The 23649-nt window shown below is 60.1% G+C and carries 24 protein-coding genes and 1 riboswitch; of the genes, 15 read left to right on the top strand and 9 right to left on the bottom strand.

The annotated features are described in order from the left end of the window. Positions 1–27 precede the first annotated feature (27 nt). Both HGP31_RS26345 and upp read right to left on the bottom strand, forming a co-directional pair. Complete coding sequence (locus HGP31_RS26345; protein WP_020799756.1) at positions 28–1302, bottom strand: uracil-xanthine permease family protein; 1275 nt, start codon at positions 1300–1302, stop codon at positions 28–30. Positions 1303–1304: 2 nt separating this feature from the next. Beyond that, on the bottom strand, positions 1305–1943 hold the full coding sequence (gene upp, locus HGP31_RS26340) for a uracil phosphoribosyltransferase (RefSeq protein WP_008060213.1): 639 nt from the start codon (positions 1941–1943) through the stop codon (positions 1305–1307). Positions 1944–2105: 162 nt separating this feature from the next. On the opposite strand from upp, the gene HGP31_RS26335 reads away from it, so the two are divergent. From HGP31_RS26335 to HGP31_RS26320, 4 genes are all read left to right on the top strand, one after another. Further along, entirely contained in the window at positions 2106–2663 is a 558-nt protein-coding gene (locus tag HGP31_RS26335) for a hypoxanthine-guanine phosphoribosyltransferase (protein WP_168758941.1), read from the top strand. Between the two features lie 3 nt (positions 2664–2666). Next, positions 2667–3140: a WbuC family cupin fold metalloprotein gene (locus tag HGP31_RS26330; protein ID WP_168758940.1), complete on the top strand. Its 474-nt coding sequence runs from the start codon at positions 2667–2669 to the stop codon at positions 3138–3140. A gap of 16 nt (positions 3141–3156) precedes the next feature. Next, positions 3157–3642, top strand: a complete 486-nt coding sequence (locus HGP31_RS26325) for a hypothetical protein (RefSeq protein ID WP_020799760.1) — start codon at positions 3157–3159, stop codon at positions 3640–3642. 63 nt (positions 3643–3705) lie between these two features. Next, entirely contained in the window at positions 3706–3993 is a 288-nt protein-coding gene (locus HGP31_RS26320) for a PA4642 family protein (RefSeq protein ID WP_008060216.1), read from the top strand. A gap of 87 nt (positions 3994–4080) precedes the next feature. On the opposite strand, the gene mqo is transcribed toward HGP31_RS26320, so the two are convergent. Together mqo and HGP31_RS26310 are read right to left on the bottom strand one after the other, a co-directional pair. Beyond that, positions 4081–5589, bottom strand: coding sequence for a malate dehydrogenase (quinone) (mqo, locus tag HGP31_RS26315; protein ID WP_168758939.1), 1509 nt, complete (start codon positions 5587–5589; stop codon positions 4081–4083). A gap of 740 nt (positions 5590–6329) precedes the next feature. Next, the gene (locus HGP31_RS26310) at positions 6330–6563 is read right to left on the bottom strand and encodes a hypothetical protein (protein ID WP_020799763.1); all 234 of its coding nucleotides are present in this window, start codon (positions 6561–6563) and stop codon (positions 6330–6332) included. A gap of 199 nt (positions 6564–6762) precedes the next feature. On the opposite strand from HGP31_RS26310, the gene HGP31_RS26305 reads away from it, so the two are divergent. Beyond that, entirely contained in the window at positions 6763–7347 is a 585-nt protein-coding gene (locus HGP31_RS26305) for a YajG family lipoprotein (RefSeq protein ID WP_008060219.1), read from the top strand. A 274-nt stretch (positions 7348–7621) separates the two neighbouring features. After that, positions 7622–7900: a hypothetical protein gene (locus HGP31_RS26300; RefSeq protein WP_020799764.1), complete on the top strand. Its 279-nt coding sequence runs from the start codon at positions 7622–7624 to the stop codon at positions 7898–7900. A gap of 55 nt (positions 7901–7955) precedes the next feature. Here HGP31_RS26300 and HGP31_RS26295 read toward each other — a convergent pair whose 3' ends face one another. Next, complete coding sequence (locus tag HGP31_RS26295; RefSeq protein WP_168758938.1) at positions 7956–9122, bottom strand: 1-acyl-sn-glycerol-3-phosphate acyltransferase; 1167 nt, start codon at positions 9120–9122, stop codon at positions 7956–7958. Between the two features lie 139 nt (positions 9123–9261). Here HGP31_RS26295 and HGP31_RS26290 point away from each other — a divergent pair, with 139 nt between their 5' ends. Genes HGP31_RS26290 through HGP31_RS26280 form a run of 3 tightly spaced genes read left to right on the top strand, consistent with a single transcriptional unit; the run spans position 9262 to position 10373 of the window. Next, a complete protein-coding gene (locus HGP31_RS26290; protein WP_020799766.1) occupies positions 9262–9444 on the top strand; it encodes a CPXCG motif-containing cysteine-rich protein in 183 nt (60 codons plus the stop codon). A gap of 9 nt (positions 9445–9453) precedes the next feature. Next, the gene (locus HGP31_RS26285; RefSeq protein ID WP_020799767.1) at positions 9454–9714 is read left to right on the top strand and encodes a putative signal transducing protein; all 261 of its coding nucleotides are present in this window, start codon (positions 9454–9456) and stop codon (positions 9712–9714) included. Between the two features lie 35 nt (positions 9715–9749). After that, complete coding sequence (locus tag HGP31_RS26280) at positions 9750–10373, top strand: SOS response-associated peptidase (RefSeq protein WP_020799768.1); 624 nt, start codon at positions 9750–9752, stop codon at positions 10371–10373. Here HGP31_RS26280 and HGP31_RS26275 read toward each other — a convergent pair. Continuing rightward, the gene (locus HGP31_RS26275) at positions 10360–10527 is read right to left on the bottom strand and encodes a hypothetical protein (protein WP_160171752.1); all 168 of its coding nucleotides are present in this window, start codon (positions 10525–10527) and stop codon (positions 10360–10362) included. The two genes, HGP31_RS26280 and HGP31_RS26275, sit on opposite strands and share 14 nt — an antisense overlap. An 11-nt stretch (positions 10528–10538) precedes the next feature. Between HGP31_RS26275 and HGP31_RS26270 the strand changes: the two genes are divergently transcribed. Further along, positions 10539–11357 (top strand): M48 family metallopeptidase, encoded by an 819-nt coding sequence (locus HGP31_RS26270; protein WP_033044000.1) that lies wholly within the window; start codon positions 10539–10541, stop codon positions 11355–11357. Positions 11358–11493: 136 nt separating this feature from the next. On the opposite strand, the gene HGP31_RS26265 is transcribed toward HGP31_RS26270, so the two are convergent. From HGP31_RS26265 to HGP31_RS26255, 3 genes are all read right to left on the bottom strand, one after another. After that, positions 11494–12078 carry a TMEM165/GDT1 family protein gene (locus HGP31_RS26265; protein ID WP_020799770.1) on the bottom strand — a complete coding sequence of 195 codons (585 nt, stop codon included), beginning with the start codon at positions 12076–12078 and terminating at the stop codon, positions 11494–11496. An 89-nt stretch (positions 12079–12167) separates the two neighbouring features. Continuing rightward, positions 12168–12292, bottom strand: a riboswitch (yybP-ykoY riboswitch). Between the two features lie 39 nt (positions 12293–12331). After that, positions 12332–13330: a class I SAM-dependent methyltransferase gene (locus tag HGP31_RS26260; RefSeq protein ID WP_083349743.1), complete on the bottom strand. Its 999-nt coding sequence runs from the start codon at positions 13328–13330 to the stop codon at positions 12332–12334. 33 nt (positions 13331–13363) lie between these two features. Beyond that, a complete protein-coding gene (locus HGP31_RS26255; RefSeq protein ID WP_168758937.1) occupies positions 13364–14329 on the bottom strand; it encodes a 2-hydroxyacid dehydrogenase in 966 nt (321 codons plus the stop codon). 91 nt (positions 14330–14420) lie between these two features. On the opposite strand from HGP31_RS26255, the gene HGP31_RS26250 reads away from it, so the two are divergent. The 5 genes from HGP31_RS26250 to HGP31_RS26230 all read left to right on the top strand — a co-directional run bounded on the left by HGP31_RS26250 (position 14421) and on the right by HGP31_RS26230 (position 23594). Further along, positions 14421–15050 carry a LysE family translocator gene (locus HGP31_RS26250; protein ID WP_020799773.1) on the top strand — a complete coding sequence of 210 codons (630 nt, stop codon included), beginning with the start codon at positions 14421–14423 and terminating at the stop codon, positions 15048–15050. Between the two features lie 152 nt (positions 15051–15202). Further along, the gene (locus HGP31_RS26245; protein WP_168758936.1) at positions 15203–16885 is read left to right on the top strand and encodes a fatty acid--CoA ligase; all 1683 of its coding nucleotides are present in this window, start codon (positions 15203–15205) and stop codon (positions 16883–16885) included. Positions 16886–17222: 337 nt separating this feature from the next. Then, positions 17223–19160 carry a DUF1302 domain-containing protein gene (locus tag HGP31_RS26240; RefSeq protein ID WP_020799775.1) on the top strand — a complete coding sequence of 646 codons (1938 nt, stop codon included), beginning with the start codon at positions 17223–17225 and terminating at the stop codon, positions 19158–19160. Positions 19161–19186: 26 nt separating this feature from the next. After that, positions 19187–20551, top strand: coding sequence for a DUF1329 domain-containing protein (locus tag HGP31_RS26235; protein WP_020799776.1), 1365 nt, complete (start codon positions 19187–19189; stop codon positions 20549–20551). Positions 20552–20855: 304 nt separating this feature from the next. Further along, positions 20856–23594: a winged helix-turn-helix domain-containing protein gene (locus tag HGP31_RS26230; RefSeq protein WP_168758935.1), complete on the top strand. Its 2739-nt coding sequence runs from the start codon at positions 20856–20858 to the stop codon at positions 23592–23594. The last annotated feature ends 55 nt before the right edge of the window (positions 23595–23649 follow it).

Below are 23649 nucleotides of genomic sequence, written 5' to 3'. Positions count from 1 at the left end.
TTCATCGACGGTGATGAACTCAAGCCATTACAACAGCGGATCTTGCGCTTTCTTGTGCTTCCAGCTGTCATTGCCCGGCAGGATCAGGTTCAGCGCAATCGCCACCACCGCGCACAGCGCGATGCCTTTGAGGCCGAAATCGTCCGGGCCAGTGCCCGTGCCGACCAGTACGCCGCCAATACCGAATACCAGGGTCACCGAGACGATCACCAAATTGCGTGCTTCGCCCAGGTCGATCTTGTGGCGAATCAGGGTGTTCATCCCCACGGCCGCAATCGAGCCGAACAACAGGCAAAGAATCCCGCCCATCACGGGTACCGGAATGCTTTGCAGCAGCGCACCGAATTTGCCGATGAACGCCAGGCTGATGGCGAAGATCGCCGCCCAGGTCATGATTTTCGGATTGTAGTTCTTGGTCAGCATCACCGCGCCCGTCACTTCGGCATAGGTGGTGTTGGGCGGACCGCCGAACAGGCCGGCGGCGGTGGTGGCAATGCCATCGCCCAACAGGGTGCGATGCAGGCCAGGCTTCTTCAGGTAATCGCGACCGGTCACGCTACCCACGGCGATCACGCCGCCAATGTGCTCGATGGCTGGGGCCAGGGCTACCGGAACGATGAACAGGATCGCCTGCCAGTTGAATTCTGGCGCGGTGAAGTGGGGAATGGCGAACCATGGTGCAGCGGCAATTTTCGCGGTATCGACCACGCCAAAGTAGAACGACATGGCAAACCCGACGAAGACGCCGGAAATGATCGGCACCAGGCGGAAAATGCCTTTGCCGAACACTGCGACGATCAAGGTGGTCAGCAACGCCGGCATCGAGATCAGCATCGCCGTCTGGTAATGAATCAGTTCACTACCGTCACCGGCCTTGCCCATCGCCATGTTGGCGGCGATCGGCGCCATGGCCAGGCCGATGGAGATGATCACCGGGCCAATCACCACCGGTGGCAGCAGGCGGTCGATGAAGCCGGTGCCTTTGATTTTCACTGCCAGGCCGAGGAACGTATAGACAAAACCGGCCGCCATCACGCCGCCCATGGTCGCAGCGAGGCCGAATTGGCCCTTGGCGAGAATGATCGGAGTGATGAACGCGAAGCTCGATGCCAGGAACACCGGCACCTGGCGCCCGGTGACGACCTGGAACAGAATCGTCCCCAGGCCTGCGGTGAACAGTGCCACGTTGGGGTCGAGCCCCGTGATCAGCGGCATCAACACCAGGGCGCCGAAGGCCACGAACAGCATCTGGGCGCCAGACAGCACCGTGCGCCAGAGCGGATCGTTGAACTCTTGCTGCATGCTCACGCGTCCTTCTGCTTGGTGCCGAAGATCTTGTCGCCAGCATCGCCCAGGCCCGGGATGATGTAACCGTGTTCGTTGAGTTTCTGGTCAATGGACGCGGTGTAGATGATCACGTCCGGGTGAGCTTTCTCGACCACGGCGATACCTTCTGGTGCAGCGACAAGGACCATGGCGCGAATGTCCTTGCAACCGGCTTTTTTCAGCAGGTCGATGGTGGCAACCATCGAGCCGCCGGTGGCGAGCATCGGGTCGATGATCATTGCCAGGCGTTCGTCGATTTCCGGCACCAGCTTCTCGAGGTAGGTGTGGGCTTCGAGGGTTTCCTCGTTGCGGGCCACGCCCACGGCGCTGACTTTGGCGCCCGGGATCAGGCTCAGCACGCCTTCGAGCATGCCGATACCGGCACGCAGGATCGGCACGACGGTAATTTTCTTGCCGGCGATTTTCTCGACCGACACGGTGCCGCACCAACCTTCGATATCGTAGGTTTCCAACGGCAGGTCTTTGGTGGCTTCATAGGTCAGCAGGGCGCCGACTTCCTGAGCGAGCTCGCGGAAATTCTTCGTGCTGATGTCTGCGCGGCGCATTAGGCCAAGTTTGTGACGGATCAGCGGGTGGCGGATCTCGAGGATGGGCATGGGAAAGGCTCCGGCGGCGGGCAAAAAAACCGGGCTAGATTAATCTATCCGAGGGTGATGTCCTATAGACATAGAGTACGTTAGTCCACAATCGCTTGATCTGGCCTCACTTGATGCGTACCTTTGCCGACTTTTCCGAAACTGCCCCCCCTGGAGAGCGCCATGTCCGCTGATCTCGAGCATATCCGTCAAATCATGCGAGAGGCTGACTGCCTGTACACCGAAGCTGAAGTCGAGGCGGCCATCGCCCGCATCGGTGCACAAATCAACGAACAATTGGCGGACAGCAATCCGGTGGTGTTCTGCGTGATGAACGGCGGGTTGATTTTCTCCGGCAAACTGCTCACCCATCTGCAATTCCCGCTGGAAGCCTCCTACCTGCACGCCACCCGCTATCGCAACGAAACCAGCGGCGGCGAGCTGTTCTGGAAAGCCAAGCCTGAAGTGTCGTTCATCGACCGTGACGTGCTGATCATCGACGATATCCTTGACGAAGGTCACACCCTGGGTGCCATCATCGACTTCTGCAAGCACGCTGGCGCGCGTAAAGTGCACACTGCCGTGCTGATCGACAAAGACCACGACCGCAAGGCTCGTCCGGACCTGAAGGCGGATTTCGTCGGTTTGCCTTGCATCGACCGTTACATCTTCGGCTACGGCATGGACTACAAAGGCTACTGGCGCAACGCCAACGGGATTTTTGCCGTTAAAGGAATGTAAGACATGACCTCGCCTCGCTTTCTTGACCACACCCTGTTCGCCGAATTGGCCGAGAAAGCGGCGGCCAACCCTCGTGGACGCCAGCATCACAACTTCCACCAGATGGAAGACGCCTGCCATCGCATGGCCGTGGGCTTGCAACCCTCGACGTATATCCCGCCTCATCGGCACCTGGGCGACAACAAGGCTGAAACCTTGCTGGTGCTCAAGGGGCGGCTGGGCGTATTGATCTTCGATGAGTCGGGCGCAGTCCTGAGCAAGACGGTCCTGCAGGCCGGTGGCGACTGTGTCGGCGTGGACTTGCCTACGGGCGTGTTCCACGGGCTGGTGGTGCTCGAAGCCGATAGCCTGATGTTCGAGTGCAAGGCGGGTCCCTATCGCCCGGTGGGCGAAGGTGAGTTGGCGTACTGGGCGCCACGTGAAGGCGAACCCGGTGTTGCCGAGTATCAGGCCTGGATGCGCGCACAGTTCGATTGATCACTTGGAGCTTTTCATGAACCTGTTGATCCGCTGCTGCGCCGCCCTGTTGCTGACCCTCAGCCTGCCCTTGGCCGCCGCCCCCGCGCCAATGCACGCTCAATTCCTGCCGCCGGATGACTTGGCCCTGCGTGATGCGCAACCAGAGCAGCAACAACTGCTGCAAGTCACCGAGTATTCGGTGGTGGTCGGCAGTCAGCGTCAGTCCAGCCAGCAGCCGATCCCCGTCACTTCGCCGTTGCTGATCCGCCTCAAGGGCAAATCCTTGAACAAGGGGGCGACCATCAGTCAGGTGCTGGTCAATTTCGATGGCGAAAGCAAAAGCCTGAAAAAACCGCTCTACGACGACAAGAGCAAGACGCTGACGCTTTATTACCCGCAGGCTCAATACCGGGTGATCATGGATTTGTTGCGCAACGACACGGTGTATTGCCAGTTTCTCAGCTATGCCAACGGCCACATCTGGGCCGATCTGCACACCGGGGCTGTTCGTCCGCGTTGAGCCAGGCGCCCGCGCAGGGGTAAACTGCCCGCCCCGTGAAATGTCTGCGAGCTGGAGTCGGCAATGCGTAAAGATAAGAAACAAGTGATTGGTGACGAGATCGGCGATGAGCAGATCAAGTTGTTCCTCGATTTCGAACCGGTCGACGCGACTTCTCCGTCCCTGCACAAGCTGATCAAGGCGTACCGTGGTCTGCGGATCGACGATTTCGAGCGTTTCCTGACGTTCTTCGTCGAGGCCGGTTATGACGTGAACGGCAAGGACGAGCATGGCAATGACTTCGTTGCCTTGATCCAGGATCAACGCAATGCGCCGGAATACATCGAGCTGATCGAAAAGGCCCGTGGCTGATCTATCTGTGGCGAGGGGATAAATCCCCCCGACATAAAAAAACGCCCCGCCATCAATGATGGACGGGGCGTTTTTCATGGGGTCGGATCAAGCGTAGCTTTCAGTCTCGCTGCTGGCTTCAACCAGTTCCAGGGCGACGTTGTTCTGCGTGTTGATCTTGCGATACAGCGCCGCGTCGGTTTCCAGGACTTTCTCCCGCGCCGGGAAGATCTCTGCCAGCTTGGCAGCCCATTCACCCTTGGCTTTGCCTGGGAAGCATTTTTCGATCAGTTCCAACATGATCGAAACCGTCACCGAAGCACCTGGCGAGGCGCCGAGCAGGGCGGCAAGGGAGCCGTCCTTGGCCGCGACCAGTTCGGTACCGAATTGCAGGACGCCGCCTTTTTTCGGGTCTTTCTTGATGATCTGCACCCGTTGGCCGGCCACTTCCAGGCGCCAGTCTTCGGCTTTCGCTTCGGGGTAGAAGCGACGCAGGGACTCCAGGCGCTGCTCCATCGACTGCATCACTTCGCTGACCAGGTACTTGGTCAGGTCCATGTTGTTTTTTGCCACCGCCAGCATCGGGCCGATGTTGCCAGCGCGAACCGACATCGGCAGGTCCATGAAGGAGCCGTGCTTGAGGAACTTGGTGGTGAAACCGGCGTATGGTCCGAACAGCAGGGATTTCTTGCCGTCGACGACGCGGGTGTCCAGGTGTGGGACAGACATCGGTGGCGAGCCCACGGCAGCCTGGCTGTAGACCTTGGCCTGGTGATGCTTGACCACTTCCGGGTTGTCGCAACGCAGCCATTGGCCACTGATGGGGAAACCGCCGAAGCCTTTGCTCTCTTCGATGCCCGAAGCCTGCAACAGAGGCAATGCCGCGCCACCCGCACCGAGGAAGACGAACTTGGCGTCGACTTCACGGCTGTTGCCGCTGTTGACGTCCTTGATGCTCACGGTCCAGCCGCCGTTGTTGCGCTTGAGGCCGGTTACGCGCTTGCAGTACTTGACCTGGGCATCGGGAGCGCTGGTCAGGTGCTTGAGCAGCTGGTTGGTCAGGGCGCCGAAGTTGACGTCGGTACCGTTGATCACGCGAGTGGCCGCAAGAACTTCGCCAGGATCGCGCCCCGGCATCATCAGCGGCATCCACTCGGCAATCGTGGCCTTGTCTTCGGTATATTCCATGTCGGCGAAGGCGTGGTGCTTGTGCAGTACGTTGAAGCGCTCCTTGAGGAACGACACGCCGCTCTCGCCCTGCACGAAACTCAGGTGTGGCACCGGGCTGATGAACGATTTGCACGAGCCGAACGTGCCTTTCTTGGTCAGGTATGACCAGAATTGCTTCGACACCTCGAACTGGGTGTTGATGTGCACGGCTTTCTTGATGTCGACGGTGCCATCGGCAGCCTGCGGCGTGTAGTTCAGTTCGCACAGGCCGGCGTGACCGGTACCGGCGTTGTTCCACGGGTTGGAACTCTCCGCGGCACCGGAATCCATCAGCTCGACGACTTCCAGCTTGATCGCGGGGTCGAGCTCTTTGAGCAGTACCGCGAGGGTGGCGCTCATGATGCCGGCCCCTACCAGTACTACGTCGACTGCTTCGTTATGCGCCATTTAACGCGTCTCCAAAATCTGCAGCACCAAATTGACGGCATGGCTGCCAGGAGTGACGGGGCGTGTCTGTGTTGCCCCAGGTACCCATGGCAGGATCGCCATGTCCGAATCTTCGCAATTTTTCGCAACTTCGACGGACGCTACCTGCCGGGTCTAATAAGAGTCCCATGAACTCATTTCAACGTGCGACTGGCAATTCGACTTATGGTCGATACATCCGCTTGTGCAACCAAATCCGTAGCGGACAGGCTTCAGGCCCCGGTATTCGAGGTGTACTCGGTCCTGTGTCGTTGGGCTGTACTGGACGCTAATGGTGCATATTCAGACGCAAAACTATTCATTTGCTCGCCACACTCTTGTGAAGTTGTGAAAACCCGTTTTTTTCACGCTCTTTTGAAGACGTGAACCTCAAAAAAGGGCTGTCCCAGCCTGGCACCGTGCCCGGATGATTGGCCGCCAAGGGAACCCAGGCAGGCAATACGGGCAAACAGCTCAGTGACCGAGCGTAATGACAGCTCTGCAGATTCGCGAAAAGTGGAGGTTGTGCTTGAGGAACAGCAAGCGCGCCAGCTTCACTCGATCTGTGTGGGCGGCTCTCTGTGGGCGGTGCGGGGTGCCAAAACCGAAGCATTGACGATGCTGCGAGGCCCGATCAGGAGACGTCCTTATAATCGGGGGGAGATTGTAGCGAAGAAACGCAGGGAATTGGTCGTGTTTAATGACTTTTATTAGGCGTCTGGTCAGGTCGCCATCAGGTTTTGTACCCGTGAGCGCGGTGGGTGCTGGCTGACACGCGCACTGGCAGGCAGCGGTTGGTGCAACCAGTTGAGGCGAATTTCTTCGATTTCAACCCAGCCATCGCCCATGGGCTGGAGGCTGCACTGCTTGAATGCCAGGCAGAGGCCGTTGCTGTCGAGCAGGGCAAAGCAGCGGTGCCGTGGACGTGGTGCGAACAGCGAAACGAGGAAACGCATGGCGACGTACCGTGTGGGGGGCTGTTGCAAAGAATGGCAGCGAGCCGTTACGTGCAAGTGTATGGGGGGTGACAGATGCGTGACAGGAAGGGGATTCTGAAAGTTTTGTCAGAATTTTCTGCAATGGTTGCGCTGGTTCGCTGCAGCGACGCACCGCTATACTGCGGACCTGTTAGTGCCTGATTCTGGAGAGAAGAGAATGTTGCAACGCCTGTTGTTCGGTTTGATCACTGTGACCAGCTTGACGTTGGTCGGCTGCGCCCACAGCCCGCAACAACTGAACCCGGAACCCAAGCTGACGGCTCAATTGGCGCCGGTCGGCCACGGCCAGCCGGTGGTGGTGCGAGTGGTCGACGGGCGCCCGTCGCCAACCCTGGGCACCCGTGGCGGCCTGTACCCGGAAACCAGCGCGATTACCGTGCAGGGCGCACAGATCCTGCCGAAACTGCAGGCGCAGGCTGAAGCGGCCGTGCGATTGCTGGGCTTTACTCCGACGGCGAATGCGCTGAACGCCCCACAAATCACCGTGACCCTGGCCGAATTGAAGTACCAGTCGCCGAAAGAGGGCATGTACGTGACCGAGGCAACCATTGGTGCGACGTTCCGTTCCGATGTACAGAATGCCAACCGTCGCTACAGCGGTCGTTACGGCGCGTCCCTGGACCAGCGTTTTGGCATGGCACCCAACCAGGAAACCAACACCAAGCTGGTCAGCGACGTGTTGAGCGATGCGTTGACCCGCTTGTTCAAGGATCCAACCGTGGGTCAGGTTCTCGGCGAGTAATGCGAGCCCCGTAGGAGCTGCCGAAGGTTCGGGCCGCGTTCGGACGATCTTTTGATCTTGATCTTCGGCAGTTCCAAATCCCCCAAAAGCAAAGTCAAAAGATCGTCCGAACGCGGCCCGAACCTGCGGCAGCTCCTACAAAAGGATCGCAGGCGGTCTTGAGCAAAACGGCGTTAATTGTCGGAAAGACAGGGAAGGCTGCAAGGCATTCGGTAGAATCACGGCCGCGGTCGTCGGTCGGCGTCTGCCCTACCTGTTTTGTTTGAGGTTCGTAATGTCGCTGCATTTGATGACGCTGTTTACCGCCCATCCGGCAAAATTGATCAACTTGCTGGCTTTGCTGCTGGCCTTCCCGGGCAGTTGGCTGCTGCACGCCACGCGTCGCCGCGAACAGCGCGCGATGGCCAGTCTCCAGGCGCAACGCCAGAGCAGTCCAAGTCAGGAGCCGACGCTGGATTGGGCAACCCTGCGCATGAACCGGTTTTTCTATCGCTTCGGTTTTGCCTGCATGGGGTTGGCGCTGCTGGTGTCGTGGATCAGCACCCAGGTCTGAATCTTTTTATCTGGAACAAAAACGGCGCTCGTAGGCGCCGTTCTCGTATCCAAGGTTAAAGCGGCAATGCAGCCTTCACCCGATACTGATTGCGCACCGGGTTCGCATATTGCAGCACCAGGTACGGGCGATGTTCCTCGGGGCACGCATCCAGGCGTTGCTGCCATTGTTCCTGAGCCTTGGCCAGTTCGTCGGCCGGGAACAGCTTGCTGGCGCTTGGTACCTGCAGTTGCGGGTCGGCACCTTGCCATTGGGCATAGGCCAGGTAGTGCACCGGGAACAAGCGGTAACCGCCAAGGATCTGCTTGTCCATCTCGATCGCCAATTGCTTGGTGTCTTCGAACAACTCCGTGATGGGAGCCGCAAAGTTCACGTGCACCCGGCCCTTGTAGCCGGTGATGCCCTTGGCGATGCTCACGTCATCCTCGCCCGGGGCCTTGGTGTAGCTGCCGGTGGTGGCGCGGATGTAGAGTTCGCGGGCCTTGGCCTGGTCGCACGGGTCGTACTCGTAGCTGATCGACACGGGGGTCAGGTTCAGCGAACGGATGACCTCACCGAACGGCTCGTCCTTGCGGCTCATGTGGAACATCTTCAGGATCGCCGACTCGGTGCGGTCGTCGCCGTCCTTGGCTCGGCCTTCCGCCTGGGCGATCCAGATCGAGGCGCAATCGTTGCGGATCGAATGGTTGATGTACGCCGACAGCAGTTGGTACGCCGCCATTTTCTCGCGACGTCCGGTGATCGAACGGTGCACGATGAAGCTCTTGTTCAGGCGCATGAGATCGCTGACAAAGGGCTTTTGCAGCAGATTGTCACCGATGGCGATGCGCGGGGTCGGCAGGCCGGCGTGGTACACGGCGTAATTGACGAAAGCCGGGTCCATCACGATATCGCGGTGGTTGGCGATGAACAGGTAGGCACTGCCGGACTTGAATTGCTCCACGCCGGTGTACGTCACACCGTCCGTGGCGCGCTCGATCGTGTGGTCGACGTAGTACTCGACTTTGTCCTGCAGGGTGGCCACCGACGTGATACCGGCGAACTCACGGCGTAGCCGATGAGCTATAAGGGGTTTGAGCGCCCAGCCTAAGGCGCCGGCAAAACGCGGAAAGCGGAAGTGGGTGAGGATATCTAGAAACGCCTTGTCGCCGAGCAGTCGTGCCAGCACCGCTGGGACTTCGCTATCGTCGTAAGGTCGGATGGCATCGAATTCGCCCATCATGCTCTCTTGTTAGAAACGGCTAGGGTAAGTAAAGGTTTTGATCGAAAACCAGCAGGGCACGGTCTGAAAAAGTAGCTAGACAAAAATAGCCCTGCAAATAGACCGGCGATTATACGCACAAGTCACCTGGGAGACCGCGATGCTGGAATCTGCACTGTATGAATGTCCGTATTGTGGTGAAGAAGTCGAAACGACGGTGGACTTGTCGGGCGGCGATCAGACCTATATCGAGGACTGTCAGGTATGTTGCCGGCCGATCACGTTCGTGTTGCAGGTTCACGGAGAGGATTGGTTTCTGGAAGTCTTCAGTGAAAACGAGTGAGAGGCGCCCATGCAGCGAATCTACGAACCGGAAAACCTGATGGAAGGCGAGTTGCTGCAGGGCATGCTCGCCAGCGAGGGTGTCGAGGCGCATCTGGTGGGGCGCGATCTGGTGGGCGCCACGGGTGAATTGCCGATCTTCGGCTTGCTGGGACTGGCGGTGGAAAATGACCAGGCTGAATACGCCCGAGAGCTGATCACTGCGTACAATGCTGCGCTGCCGCTGTCCGGCGATGAACCGGACAGCTTTCCCGGCACGCTGGTCTGTTAGGCTGGCGTTCGTTTGATCAAGAGTCGTGCTTCCCCATGTGTGGACGTTATGCCCTGTTTCGCTGGAATCGCGACTTCGCGACCCTGCCAGGTTTTCCGGCCGATCAGCAGGCCCAGTGGAACATTTCTCCCAACGATTCGGTACTGATGCTGCGCGCAGGCCCGGACGGGCAGCGTGAACTGGCCCGTGCCCGCTGGGGCCTGACCCCGCCGTGGCTGACCGATTTGTCCCGCACCCCGGCCCATGCGCGGGCCGAAACCGTCGCCGAACAGCCGATGTTTCGCCAGGCCTTGCGCGAGCGCCGCTGCCTGTTGCCGGCCAACGGTTTCTACGAATGGCGCGGCACCACTCGCAAGCGGCCGTACTGGCTGACACCGGGGGAGGGCTCATCGCTGTTTTTCGCCGCCATCTGGGAGGCCTATCCGGTGCAGGAACAGGTGTGGCTGAGCACGGCGGTGATCACGCAACCGGCGGCGAGTCAGCGTCGACCGTTGATTCTCGATGAAGTGGGGCAGCAAATCTGGCTCGATCCCGAAACCCCGCTGCATGCCCTGCAAGCGTTGCTCGCCAGCGAACCTGCTGCGTTGCGTGAGCGGGTGCTGGCCAACATGGTCAATGATCCGAAGCTCAATGGGCCGGAGTGTCTTACGCCGGGTTGAAAAGATCGCAGCCTGCGGCAGCTCCTGCTTTGGATGGGCGGGTGTTGTGAATTTTTTCCTGCGTCGGTGAGAGCTTTGCCTGAAAAAAACGTCTTAATTCCAGTGTATCTGGCGTCGATACATTTCCACGCCTAGGATAGGCGGCAGTTTTCATGGAGTCTTTCGATGAACAAGATTTTGGTTGTAGGTGCACTCGGCGCGGCGCTGCTGCTCGCCGGCTGCCAGTCGGTCAACACCACCAGCGGTGGCGCCGTGGGTGTTGAGCGCAAGCAATACATGTTCAGCATGCTGTCCACTGATGAGGTCAATCAGATGTACGCCCAGTCTTATCAGAATACGGTGGGCGAGGCGAACAGCAAGGGTGTGCTGGACAAGACCAGCAGCGATGCCAAGCGCATCCAGTTGATATCCGATCGGCTGATTGCCCAGGCTCCGGTTTTCCGTCCGGATTCGGCCCAGTGGAAGTGGGAAGTCAATCTGATCAAAAGCGATGAGCTCAACGCCAATTGTGGGCCCGGTGGCAAAATCATTTTCTATACCGGCCTGATGGACAAGCTGCAGCTGACCGATGACGAAATCGCCGCCATCCTGGGTCACGAAATCGCCCACGCCCTGCGCGAGCACGGTCGAGAGGCGATGTCCAAGGCCTATGGCATCGAAATGGCCAAGCAGGGCGCCGGTGCCTTGTTCGGCCTGGGCCAGGGTAGCCTGGCTCTGGCGGATGCCGTGGCCAACTACGGCATGACCTTGCCGAACAGTCGGTCCAATGAAAACGAAGCCGACCTGATCGGTCTCGAGCTGGCCGCCCGTGCCGGCTACGACCCGAACGCTGCGATCACCTTGTGGAACAAGATGGCCAAGGCGTCGGAAGGTTCGCCGCCGGAATTCATGAGTACTCACCCGGCTTCGTCGAGCCGTATTTCTTCGTTGCAGGCGGCGATTCCGAAGGTCATGCCGCTTTACGAGCGGTCCAGGAATCACTGATAAATATGCAGTGGGGCCGCTGCCGCCTTCGCGAGCAGGCTCGCTCCCACATTGGAGCTCGATCTAATGTGGGAGCGAGCTTGCTCCGGGCGGCGTTCCGACGAAGAACGATAACGCGGTCTACCGCCCTACACCGTCAAACCCACCCGCTGCTCTGCATCGCCTTGTACACCGCGACAATCGCCAGGACGAAAAATGCCGACGCAGCCAGTCGACGGATCAACGTCAATGGCAGTTTGTCCGCCGCAAAGTTACCCGCCAGAACCACCGGCACGTTGGCAATCAGCATGCCCAGGGTGGTGCCGATGATCACCAGCCACAGTTCAGGGTATTGCGCGGCGAGCATCACGGTCGCGATCTGGGTCTTGTCGCCGATTTCGGCGAGGAAAAACGCAATCAACGTGGTCAGGAACGGTCCGAACTTGCGGGCGGTGCTGGCTTCGTCATCGTCCATTTTGTCCGGCACCAGGGTCCACAGCGCCGTCGCGGCAAAGCTGGCGGCGAGGATCCAGTGCAGCATCGTATCCGAGAAGAAGCTCCCAACCCAGGCGCCTACCGCGCCGGCCGCCGCATGGTTGGCCAGGGTCGCGGCGACGATGCCGGCGATGATCGGCCAGGGTTTGCGAAAGCGGGCGGCGAGAATGAGCGCGAGCAATTGCGTCTTGTCGCCGATTTCGGCCAAGGCAACGATTGCGGTGGGTACCAGTAGTGAATCCAGCATCAGGGGTTTTCCTAAGGGGCGGGTCGACACGGCTATGACACGTACAGCCTTCCCGCCCCGGGTAAGGTGTTCGTGTCATAGGTCTTGTCAAACCCTGCGATCCGTCTGAAGCGGACGCTTGGGTCGCATGCGCCATGGTCTGTTGACCAAGTATGTTGACGCATGCCGGACGAGCATGGCGCTCGTGGGAGACTACTCCCCTAGGACGGAGCGGATTCTGCCTAGGCAGAATCCATTGCGCAAGCACAAAGTTTTATCCGCGTTTGGCACGGTAGATACGGAAACCCTGTCCTTCGGCCTTGATGGCACAAACCCCCAGGTGCTCTTCGATCAGCGGTTGGTACTTGAGGAAGCTATTGGCTACAAGCCGGAGTTCGCCGCCGTTTTTCAGATGTTTGGCTGCTTTTCGCAGCAGGTTCTCTGTGGCGAAATAGTCGGTATGCACCCCGACATGGAAGGGTGGGTTGCTCAGGATGGCGCTCAATCCCATCGGCGCCGCATCGATGCCGTCACCGGTAATCACATCGGCTTCCAGGCCGTTGGCCGCCAGGGTCAGGCGACTGCTGGCAGCGGCAAAGGCATCGACATCCAGCAAGGTGACCTGGTTGTGGGGATAACGACGTTTTACCGCCGCGCCCAACACCCCTGCGCCGCAACCGAAGTCCAGCAAGTGGCCGCTTGGCAGTTTATCCAGGTGTTCCAGCAACAGCGCACTGCCGCGATCCAGTCGACCGTGGCTGAACACGCCTGGCAGGCTGATGACTTTCAACGGGCCTTCGGCCAGCGGCAATTCATAGGTCTGGGCCAAGCTTTCCAGCGGTTTGGCGTCGGGTGCGTTGGCCACGGTGACCAGCCACAGCTGGCAATGCCGCGCACTGTCGAGCTTGCGTGGTTTGCCAAACGGGTTCAGCTGTTTGGCTGCGCCTTCGATGCCGCTTTTTTTCTCACCGACCAGGTACAGCTCGCGACCGGCCAGCCGCGAGGCGAGTGCGTTGAGGATGTAGTCGGTCAGGTCCTTGGACTTGGGCAGAAACACCACGGCGCTATCGAATGCGCGCTCAGGTGCATTCACACCGAAATGGCTGCGCTCGGCAAAGCGCGCATCCAGCGCGGCCTGATCGCCGGCGTGCCAACTCCAGCCATGGGCGTCGGGCAGGCGGCCCAGCAAGTCATCGGCGGGCAGACCGGCCAACAACACCGAACCCTGGAATAATTCAGCCTGACGAAGCAGTACTTCACTGCGCGGATCCATAACTGCTCCTGTGGAAAAAAGTGCCGCAGTTTATCAACTGACGACCCGCAGCGCCTTAGCGCTGAAGTATCCCTGGGCGTTTTCGGTCAACTGGCCGACGATTCGTTGCCGCGCTTCGCGACTGCCCCAGGCGTTGTGTGGGGTGACGATCAGGCGTGGAATGTCCTGGGCCAGCAGTGGATTGCCATTCACCGGCGGCTCCACGCTCAGCACGTCAGTGGCGGCACCCCCCAGGTGACCGTTGCGCAAGGCATTGGCCAGGGCCTGCTCGTCGATCAGGCCGCCACGGGCGGTGTTGACCACGAACGCGCCGGCCTTCATCGACGCCAGTTCACGGGCCCCGATGAAGTGACGGGTGTGTTCGTTGAGCGGACAGTGCAGGGTCAGCGCATCGATTTGCGGCAGCAGCTGTTCCAGCGGCAAGCGGTCTGGCCGGGCAGGGCGACCCGGAATCTGGCCCAGCAGCACGCGCATGCCAAACGCTTCGGCCAGGCGCGCGACCGCGCCGCCCAATTCGCCGTGACCGAGCAAGCCGAGGGTTTTGCCTTGCAGCTCAACGATCGGGTAATCCAGCAGGCAGAACTGTTTGGCTTGTTGCCAGCGCCCTTCACCGACGGCTTTCTGGTAATCGGCCAGGCGCGTTGCCAGGTTGAGCAGCAGCATGATCGTGTGTTGTGCCACCGATGGCGTGCCGTAACCCTGGCAGTTGCACACGGTTATTCCGTGGGCACGGGCGGCCTCGAGGTCGACGTTGTTGGTGCCGGTGGCGCTGATCAGGATCAGTTTGAGTTCGGGGCTGGCCGCGATGGCGGCCGCGTCGATCCGGATCTTGTTGGTGATGGCGACGGTGGCGCCCTTGAGGTGTTTGATCACTTGGTCGGGCAGGGTCTGGGCGAACAGCTGCAGTTCGCTAAAGCATTCGCGCAGGGGGCTGAGGTCGAGATCGCCCAAGTCCAGGGACGGGTGGTCGAGGAAAACAGCGCGGTGAATGTTCGTCATCAACTGTACCTTTTGTGCAATGAACTGAAGGCGTAATCTGCCGAGCCTACCAGATGAAATAAATAGTTACGCTTGGCCTGAAGGAGCCCTCATGTACTGGACCGAGTTCTTGACCGTTGCGCTGATTCACCTGCTGGCCGTGGCCAGCCCCGGCCCGGACTTTGCCGTGGTGGTACGGGAAAGCGTGACCCATGGTCGTCGCGCCGGCACCTGGACGGCGCTTGGGGTCGGTTCGGCGATTTTTCTCCATGTCGGCTACTCGCTGCTGGGCATCGGCCTGATCGTGTCGCAGTCGATCGTCCTGTTCAACGCCTTGAAATGGGCCGCCGCCGCTTATCTGCTGTACATCGGCTTCAAGGCGCTGCGGGCGCAACCGGCCAAGGCCGTGACAGACGACCTGCACAAGGAAGCCGGCGAGCGCACCGCGCGTGGCGCCTTCACTTCCGGGTTCGTGACCAACGGCCTGAACCCGAAAGCCACGCTGTTTTTCCTGTCGCTGTTCACCGTAGTAATCAACCCGCATACGCCGCTGGCCGTGCAGGCCGGTTACGGGGTTTACCTGGCGGTGGCAACGGCGATCTGGTTTTGCCTGGTGGCCATGTTGTTCAGCCAGCAGCGCGTGCGCGCCGGTTTTGCCCGCATGGGGCACTGGTTCGACCGGACCATGGGCGCGGTGTTGATCGCCATTGGCGTGAAACTCGCGTTGACCGAGATGCACTGAGCTTAACGGTCCACGTTTACCGGCGAATGCTGGCGCAATGCCGGTATTCGTACGGCTCTGCAAATCATTCCTTTGGCTGATTTGGCTGGCGATCAGGGGCACTACAGTGCTCACTCTACAGCCACGACCGAGTAGTCAGAAAAGGGATTCTTATGTTGCAGACTCGCGTTATCCCCCCAGCCGAAGGCGCTTACCAGTATCCGCTGCTGATCAAACGGCTGCTGATGTCCGGTGCGCGTTATGAGAAAACCCGTGAGATCGTCTACCGCGACCAGTTGCGCTACAGCTATCCGACCCTGATCGAACGGGTCGCACGGCTGGCCAACGTGCTGACGACTGCCGGGGTCAAGCCCGGGGATACCGTGGCGGTGATGGATTGGGACAGCCACCGATACCTGGAATGCATGTTCGCCATTCCGATGATCGGCGCGGTGATCCACACCATCAACGTGCGCCTGTCGCCCGAGCAGATCCTCTACACCATGAATCACGCCGTGGACCGCTTTGTCCTGGTCAACAGCGAGTTCGTGGGACTGTACAACGCGATCGCCGGGCACCTGACCACGGTCGAGAAAACCCTGCTCCTGACCGACCTCCCGGAAAAGACGGCCGACTTGCCAAACCTCGTCGGTGAGTACGAGCAATTGCTGGCAGCGGCAAGCCCGCACTACGACTTCCAGGACTTCGACGAAAACTCGGTGGCGACCACGTTCTACACCACGGGCACCACCGGCAACCCCAAGGGCGTGTACTTCACCCATCGGCAGTTGGTGCTGCACACCATGGGCGTGTCGACGATCATGGGGTCGATCGACAGCGTGCGCCTGCTGGGCACCAACGACGTGTACATGCCCATCACGCCGATGTTCCACGTACATGCCTGGGGCCTGCCCTATGTGGCGACCATGCTCGGGCTCAAGCAGGTGTATCCGGGACGCTACGATCCGGAGTACCTGGTGGAGTTGTGGCGCAAGGAAAAGGTCTCCTTCTCGCATTGCGTGCCGACCATCCTGCAAATGGTCCTCAATGCCAAGGCTGCCCAGGACACCGACTTCGGAGGCTGGAAAATCGTCATCGGTGGCAGTGCGCTAAATCATGCGTTGTACGACGCGGCCAAGGCCAAGGGCATTCAATTGACCGCTGCCTACGGCATGTCGGAAACCGGCCCACTGGTATCGTGCGCTCACCTCAATGACGAATTGATGGCCGGCTCCGAGGACGAACGCACCACCTATCGGATCAAGGCCGGTGTGCCAGGGCCGTTGGTGGAGGCGGCAATCATCGACACCGAAGGCAATTTCCTGCCCGCCGATGGTGAAACCCAAGGTGAACTGGTGTTGCGCGCACCGTGGCTTACCGAGGGTTATTTCAACGAACCACAAAAGGGGGCCGAGCTCTGGGCCGGTGGCTGGCTGCACACCGGGGACGTGGCGACCCTGGACAGCATGGGCGTGATCGATATCCGCGACCGGATCAAGGACGTGATCAAGACCGGCGGCGAGTGGATCTCCTCCCTCGACCTCGAAGACCTGATCAGTCGCCATACGGCGGTACGCGAAGTAGCAGTGGTGGGGATTGCCGATCCGCAGTGGGGCGAGCGGCCGTTTGCCTTGCTGGTGCTGCGCGAGGGCCATGCCATTGGAGCCCGGGAACTCAAGGAGCATCTCAAGCCGTTCGTGGAACTGGGGCACCTGAGCAAGTGGGCCATTCCAAGCCAGATCGCCATTGTTACTGAAATTCCCAAGACCAGTGTCGGTAAGCTCGACAAGAAGCGAATTCGCGTCGACATCACCGAGTGGCAGGCCAACAACAGCACCTTCCTCTCGACGCTTTAAGCGTCCCTTGGCGTGCCCAAAAGGGCACGCCAGCCCCACCAAGCAAGCGCTTGGCTTGTCAAATTCGTATTTTCAGCCATTCTTGCCGGGCCGACTGGTGTCGGCATGGCAAAGGACTGGTCCAGAGTGCCTGGCAGGCGCAAATCACACTTTAGAGGGATCAAGCACTACTACCTGCTGGCTATAGTCCGCTCAAGGATTTTTAAGAACGGAGCAAACGCACAAACCGGGGCGATGCAACTTTGGAATGACTTTGGGAAGCCGTGGCTCCCTGTTATCCAAGCGTTTTTAGAAGTGCTATTTGCCATAACAATAAAATGCACATGGAGAAGCGTCGATGACATCAGTAAACCAGTTCTGGCGCCGGGCGAAATTGCCGTTGGCCGTCAGCCTTGCCTCTACGCTCGCCGGGCCTGCATTCGGCGTCAGTTTCAACATCGGTGAAATCGAAGGTCAGTTCGACTCTTCCCTGTCGATCGGCGCGAGTTGGTCTACTGAAAGCGCCAACAAAAACCTCATCGGCGTCAACAACGGCGGTCGTGGCCTGTCCCAGACTTCCGATGACGGCCACCTGAACTTCAAGAGCGGTGAAACCTTCTCGAAAATCTTCAAGGGCATCCATGACCTTGAGCTGAAGTATGGCGACACCGGCATTTTTGTCCGTGGCAAATACTGGTACGACTTTGAACTCAAGGACGAAAGCCGTCCGTTCAAGGACATCAGCGACGACAATCGCAAGGAAGGCGCCAAGTCCGCTGGCGGTCAAATCCTCGATGCCTTCGTCTATCACAACTACGCCATTGCCGATCAGCCGGGTTCCGTACGCCTGGGCAAGCAAGTGGTGAGCTGGGGTGAAAGTACCTTCATCGGCAGCGGTATCAACTCGATCAACCCGATCGATGTGTCCGCATTCCGCCGTCCCGGTGCCGAGATCAAGGAAGGCCTGATCCCGGTCAACATGTTCTACGTATCTCAGAGCCTCACCGAAAATCTCTCGACCGAGGCCTTTTACCAGATCGAATGGGACCAGACTGTCGTCGACAACTGCGGTACGTTTTTCTCTCAGCCGGACGTGATCGCCGATGGTTGCGATAACAACCTGGCGGTACTGCGTACCCAGAACGGGCTCAACAATGCGCTGGCGGCGGCGGGGCTGCCGGCCGGGGCGCGTAACGCTGCCATCAATACCCTCGGCGCCAGGGGCGTGACCTGGGGTAACCCGGACGAAGGCGTGATCGTTCGTCGTGGCCCGGATCGCGATGCCCGTGACAGCGGCCAGTTCGGCGTGTCCTTCAAGTACATGTTCGATCCACTGGACACCGAGTTCGGTGCCTACTTCATGAACTACCACAGCCGTGCGCCGATTTTCAGTGGTCATGGCGCACCGGCGAGCGCTTACAGTGGTGCTGGCCTGGTAGGCGGACTGGTGGGCTCCGGCCTACCACTGGGTGTGGCGGCGGGCCTGGCGCCGACTTTGCTGCCGTTGGTGGTGGCGGGCAACTCCAGTTACTACGTTGAATACCCTGAAGATATCCGACTGTATGGCCTGAGCTTCTCCACCACATTGCCTAGCGGCACCGCGTGGAGTGGTGAAGTCAGCTACCGGCCGAATGCGCCGGTCCAACTCAACACCACCGACATCCTGTTCTCGGGCCTGACGCCGCTGAACCCTAACGTTTCCGTACTTCAGGGCACGCCAGGGCAGGACCAGCAAGGTTATCGCCGCAAGGAAGTGACCCAGCTGCAAACGACCTTGACCCACTTCTTCGACCAGGTGATGGGCGCCGAGCGTCTGACCCTGGTGGGTGAAGTCGGCTGGACCCACGTCGGCGGCCTGGAAAGCAACTCCAAGGCACGTTACGGCCGTGACCCGAGCTACGGCCCTGGTCCATTGCCGAACAACCAGTGCGTAACTTTGAACAGCGGCACGCTGGCAGGCGGACCGCAAAACAACGTCAGTCGCTACTGCGAAAACGACGGCTTCACTACTGCCAACTCCTGGGGCTATCGCGGTCGCGCCATCTGGGAATACAACGACGTATTCGCCGGTGTGAACCTCAAGCCGAACGTGGCCTGGTCCCACGACGTGGAAGGTTACTCCCCTGGCCCAGGCGGCAACTTCGAGGAAGGTCGCAAGGCGGTCAGCCTGGGTGTCGATGCCGAGTACCAGAACACCTACACCGCAAGCCTGGCGTACACCAACTTCTTCGACGGCAAGTACACCACCGTGGATGACCGCGACTTCGTTGCGCTCAGCTTTGGCGTGAACTTCTAAGCACTATTTTCAGGACGAGTACACACATGAAAATAACCAAGAGTCTGTTCCACGCCGGTGTCCTGGGACTGTCGTTGCTGGCGACCAGCGTAATGGCAGCGGTCCCGGCGGCAGAAGCGGACAAGCTGGGCAAGAGCCTGACCCCGATGGGCGCCGAAATGGCGGGCAATGCCGACGGTTCGATCCCGGCCTGGAAACCGATGCCGAAAAATGCCGGCAGCGTCGACAGCAAGGGTTTCCTGTCCGATCCGTACGCCAGCGAAAAACCGCTGTTTACCATCACCGCGCAGAACGTCGACCAGTACAAGGCCAAGCTCGCTCCGGGCCAGTACGCGATGTTCAAACGCTACCCTGAAACCTACAAGATGCCGGTTTACCCGTCCCATCGCGGTGCCACCGTGCCGGATGAGGTGTTCGCCTCCATCAAGAAGAACGCCACCACCACCGAGCTGGTATCAGGCGGTAACGGGCTGAAAAACTTTGAAACCGCGATACCGTTCCCGATTCCGAAAAGCGGCGTGGAAGTCATCTGGAACCACATCACCCGTTATCGCGGCGGCAGCGTAACCCGACTGGTCACCCAAGCCACGCCACAGCCGAACGGTTCGTTCAGCCTGGTGTACTTCCAGGACCAGTTCGTATTCCGTGACAAGATGAAGGACTACGATCCGGCGAACCCGGGCAACATCCTGTTCTACTTCAAGCAGAAAGTGACCGCGCCGGCACGTCTGGCCGGTGGTGTGCTGCTGGTGCACGAGACCCTCGACCAAGTGGCGGAACCGCGTTCGGCATGGGTCTACAACGCCGGTCAACGTCGCGTGCGTCGTGCGCCACAAGTGTCCTATGACGGACCGGGTACCGCGGCAGACGGCCTGCGTACCTCCGACAACCTGGACATGTACAACGGCGCGCCGGATCGTTACGACTGGAAGCTCGAAGGCAAGAAAGAGATGTACATCGCTTCCGACGCCTACAAGCTCGATGATCCGAAGCTCAAGTACAGCGACATCATCAAGGCCGGCCACATCAACCAGGACCTGGCTCGCTACGAGCTGCGCCGGGTATGGCATGTGGTGGCAACCTTGAAGGAAGGTCAGCGCCACATCTACGCCAAGCGTGACTTCTACATCGATGAAGACACCTGGCAGGCGGCTGTGATCGACCACTACGACGGTCGTAATCAACTCTGGCGCGTGGCGGAAGCTCATGCCCAGAACTATTACAACGTCCAGGTGCCGTGGTACACCCTGGAGGCTCTGTACGACCTGCAATCGGGTCGTTACCTGGCACTGGGCATGAAGAACGAAGAGAAGTCGGCGTATGACTTCGGCTTCACTGCCACCACCAGCGACTTCACCCCGGCGGCATTGCGCCAGGATGGTGTTCGCTAACGTGCAATGACCTGAGGCCGCATCCTCCGGAAAAACGCCCCGACTGGTTCGGGGCGTTTTTTTTTGCGTTTTCACTGTAGGAGCGAGCATGCTCGCGAAAAACCAGAGAGCACCGCGTGGTGCCAGACTTCACGCGCTATCGTTCACGACCATCGTCGGAACGCCGCCCGGAGCAGGCTCGCTCCTACAGTGTGTGTAGACTTTTTGTAGCCATTTGTAGCAATAACCTTCATTCCGTCCTCGTTTACCGCTAGTCTGCGGACATCTGCAACGCCGCCACCCGCAACACTAACAAGAGCCGGCCATGACTGATCTGTCCCCACCACCAGGTCCTGCAAGCGTCGCTGTCGCCGCGCTGGACGGGCGCTTTTTCAGGCCGCCATTGCCGGACGGCCATGTGCTGCGTCCACGCTTGTGCGAGCGCCTGAGCGCCGGTCTCGGTGGCAGGTTGCTGCTGGTCAGCGCACCGGCCGGGTTCGGCAAGAGTTCGTTGGCGGTGGAGTTCTGTCAGGCACTGCCGCCGCACTGGCAAAGTCTCTGGCTGGGTCTGAGTCCGCGTGACAACGACCCGGGCCGGTTCCTCGAGCGGTTGCTCGAAGGCCTGCAGGATTTTTTTCCGCAACTGGGCAGGCAGTCCCTCGGATTATTGAAGATGCGCCAGCGTCATCAGCCGTTCGCCTTCGAAGAATGGCTGGACGGGCTGCTCGACGAGCTGGCCGTGCATCTATCGACGGCGAGCCCCCTGTTGCTGGTGCTCGATGACTATCACCTGGCCCAGGGGCCGGTGCTCGATCGCTGCCTGCAGTTTTTCCTCAACCACCTTCCTGATGGCTTGCTGGTGATGGTCACCAGTCGGCAGCGTCCGGACTGGCACCTGGCGCGGTTGCGCCTGTCGCGCCAGCTGCTGGAGTTGCATGAACAGGATTTGCGCCTGACCCACGATGAAGCCTTGAGCCTGCTCGATCGGCACAGCAGTTCATTGCGTGGCGAGGCGCTGGAAAACCTGATCCAGCGCAGCGAAGGCTGGGTTGCCGGGTTGCGCTTCTGGTTGCTGGCCGCCTCCGAGGCAGGCAATCAGGGGGCATTGCCCCAGGCACTGCACGGTGGGGAAGGGTTGATCCGCGATTACCTGCTCGAAGAAGTGATCGATTGCCTGCCCGCCGAGGTACAAGCCTTCCTCTACGACACCGCCCACCAGGAGCGTTTTTGCAGCGAACTGTGCGACGCCATTCGCGACGCCCATGACAGCGCCGAAATCCTGCGCTTCCTGGCTGCCCACCAAGTGTTTCTGGTGCCGCTGGACGAACACGGTCACTGGTTTCGCTATCACCATCTGTTTTCCGACTTGCTGCGCACACGGCCGGGCGCGCAATCGATGGTGCCGGCCGCCAGCCTGCACCTGCGTGCCTGTCGCTGGTTCAACGCCCAGGGCTTGCTCGATGAAGCGGTCGAGCAAGCGTTGCGAGCCGGGCACCTGGACGTTGCGGCAAACCTGGTGCAAAACCTTTCCGAAGAACAACTGCTGGCTGAACAGAACGTCGGCATGTTGCTGCGCTGGAAAATGGACTTGCCCGATAGCCTGCTGATCAGCACGCCTCGCCTGATCGTGCTCTACAGCTGGGCGTTGGGCCTGGCCTGCCAGCTGGACGCTGCCGAGGAACTGGCCAGCCACCTGAGCCGCTTCCTGCCAGCGCCGTCGGCCACCGCCCAGAAGTCGATGCTGGCGCAATGGCTGGCCCTGAGCGGGATCATCGCGCGCGGGCGCGGTAACCGCGAACTGACCATACGTTACTGCACCGAAGCGCTGGAGAGTCTTCCGTGCAAGCGCTATGGCCAGCGATTGATGTGCCTTTCGACCCTGTCCAACCTGGCGATTGCCGATGGCGACATGTGGCGTGCCAGGGCGTTGAACCGTGACTCCCTGGAACTTGCGCAACGGGTTGGCAATCCGCTGTTCGAGGCGCTGGCCCACTACGACCGGGCTCGTGTATTGCAGGCGCGGGGCGAAATACTGCGAGCACTGGATGAAGTCCGCCAAGGGCTGCAACGCTTGCAGGGGCTACCGGCGCAGCGGCTCTTTGCCGTACGTGCCCGACTGACGTTGTATGAGGGCTTTCTGTTGGCCTTGCGCCTGCAACCTCAAGCGGCGCGGCTGCGCTTGCAGGCCGGTTTAGGAGAAGCCCGCGCCTGTCGTGATATCAGCGTGCTGATCGGCCATTGCGTGATCGCCCGGCTTGAAGGCAACAGCGGTGAGTTCGCCAAGGCCTTTGCCGAGCTCGCCGAAGCCGAGCGGCTGATGCACATCTGGGACGTGCCGCCGATCTACTACCTGGCAATGATTACCCTGGTCAAATGCGAACTCTGGCTGGCCCAGGGGCGTACCGACCTGGCGCAAGCCTGGCTGGCGCGCTTGGGGCAGACCTACAACGGCGAGCAACCCGCCGCGCCACCGGAGTTCCATCCGCAACTGCCGCTGCACATCGAACTGCAGCAAGCGTTGCTGGAGGTCATCCAGAACCAGCCGATGCTGGCCGAAGGGCGATTGAACGCGCTGCTCGAACATGGTCAGCAAACCGGTCGGCAGATGCTCAGTGCAATGGCGCTGACGCAAAAAGTTTTACTGTTGCTGGGCAGCGGACGCGAACCCGAGGCCCGCAAGGCGCTGGTCCAGGCATTGGACGCCGCAGCCGGCGGCGTATTGCAACCCTTTGAAAAGCTATTGGCCCAGCATCCGGACTGGCTGCGTGGGCAGCTTCAACTCTGTGCGCCGACCCCGGTTACCCAGGAACTTGCAGACAAACTTCCAGTCATGACCTCTCGCCCGACGCTGGAGCCCATCCCCGCGTCAGAACAACTCAGCACCCGGGAAATGGCGGTCCTGCGCCTGATCGCCCAAGGCTGCTCGAATCAGGAAATCAGCGACCAGCTGTTCATTTCGCTGCATACGGTGAAAACCCATGCCAGCCATATCAACAGCAAGCTGGGGGTAGAGCGGCGCACGCAGGCGGTGGCGCGGGCGAAGGAATTGGGGGTGTTGGTGTAGCGTTGGGTCCCTCACGTCCCCGCAATCGGACATGCCTGTGCCAGAATAGGCCATC

Origin of the sequence: Pseudomonas umsongensis (genome assembly GCF_012647205.1) — a bacterium.
Lineage (GTDB): Bacteria > Pseudomonadota > Gammaproteobacteria > Pseudomonadales > Pseudomonadaceae > Aquipseudomonas > Aquipseudomonas umsongensis.
Note: the sequence above shows the minus strand (reverse complement) of the source record. Positions and strands in the feature narration are given on the sequence as shown.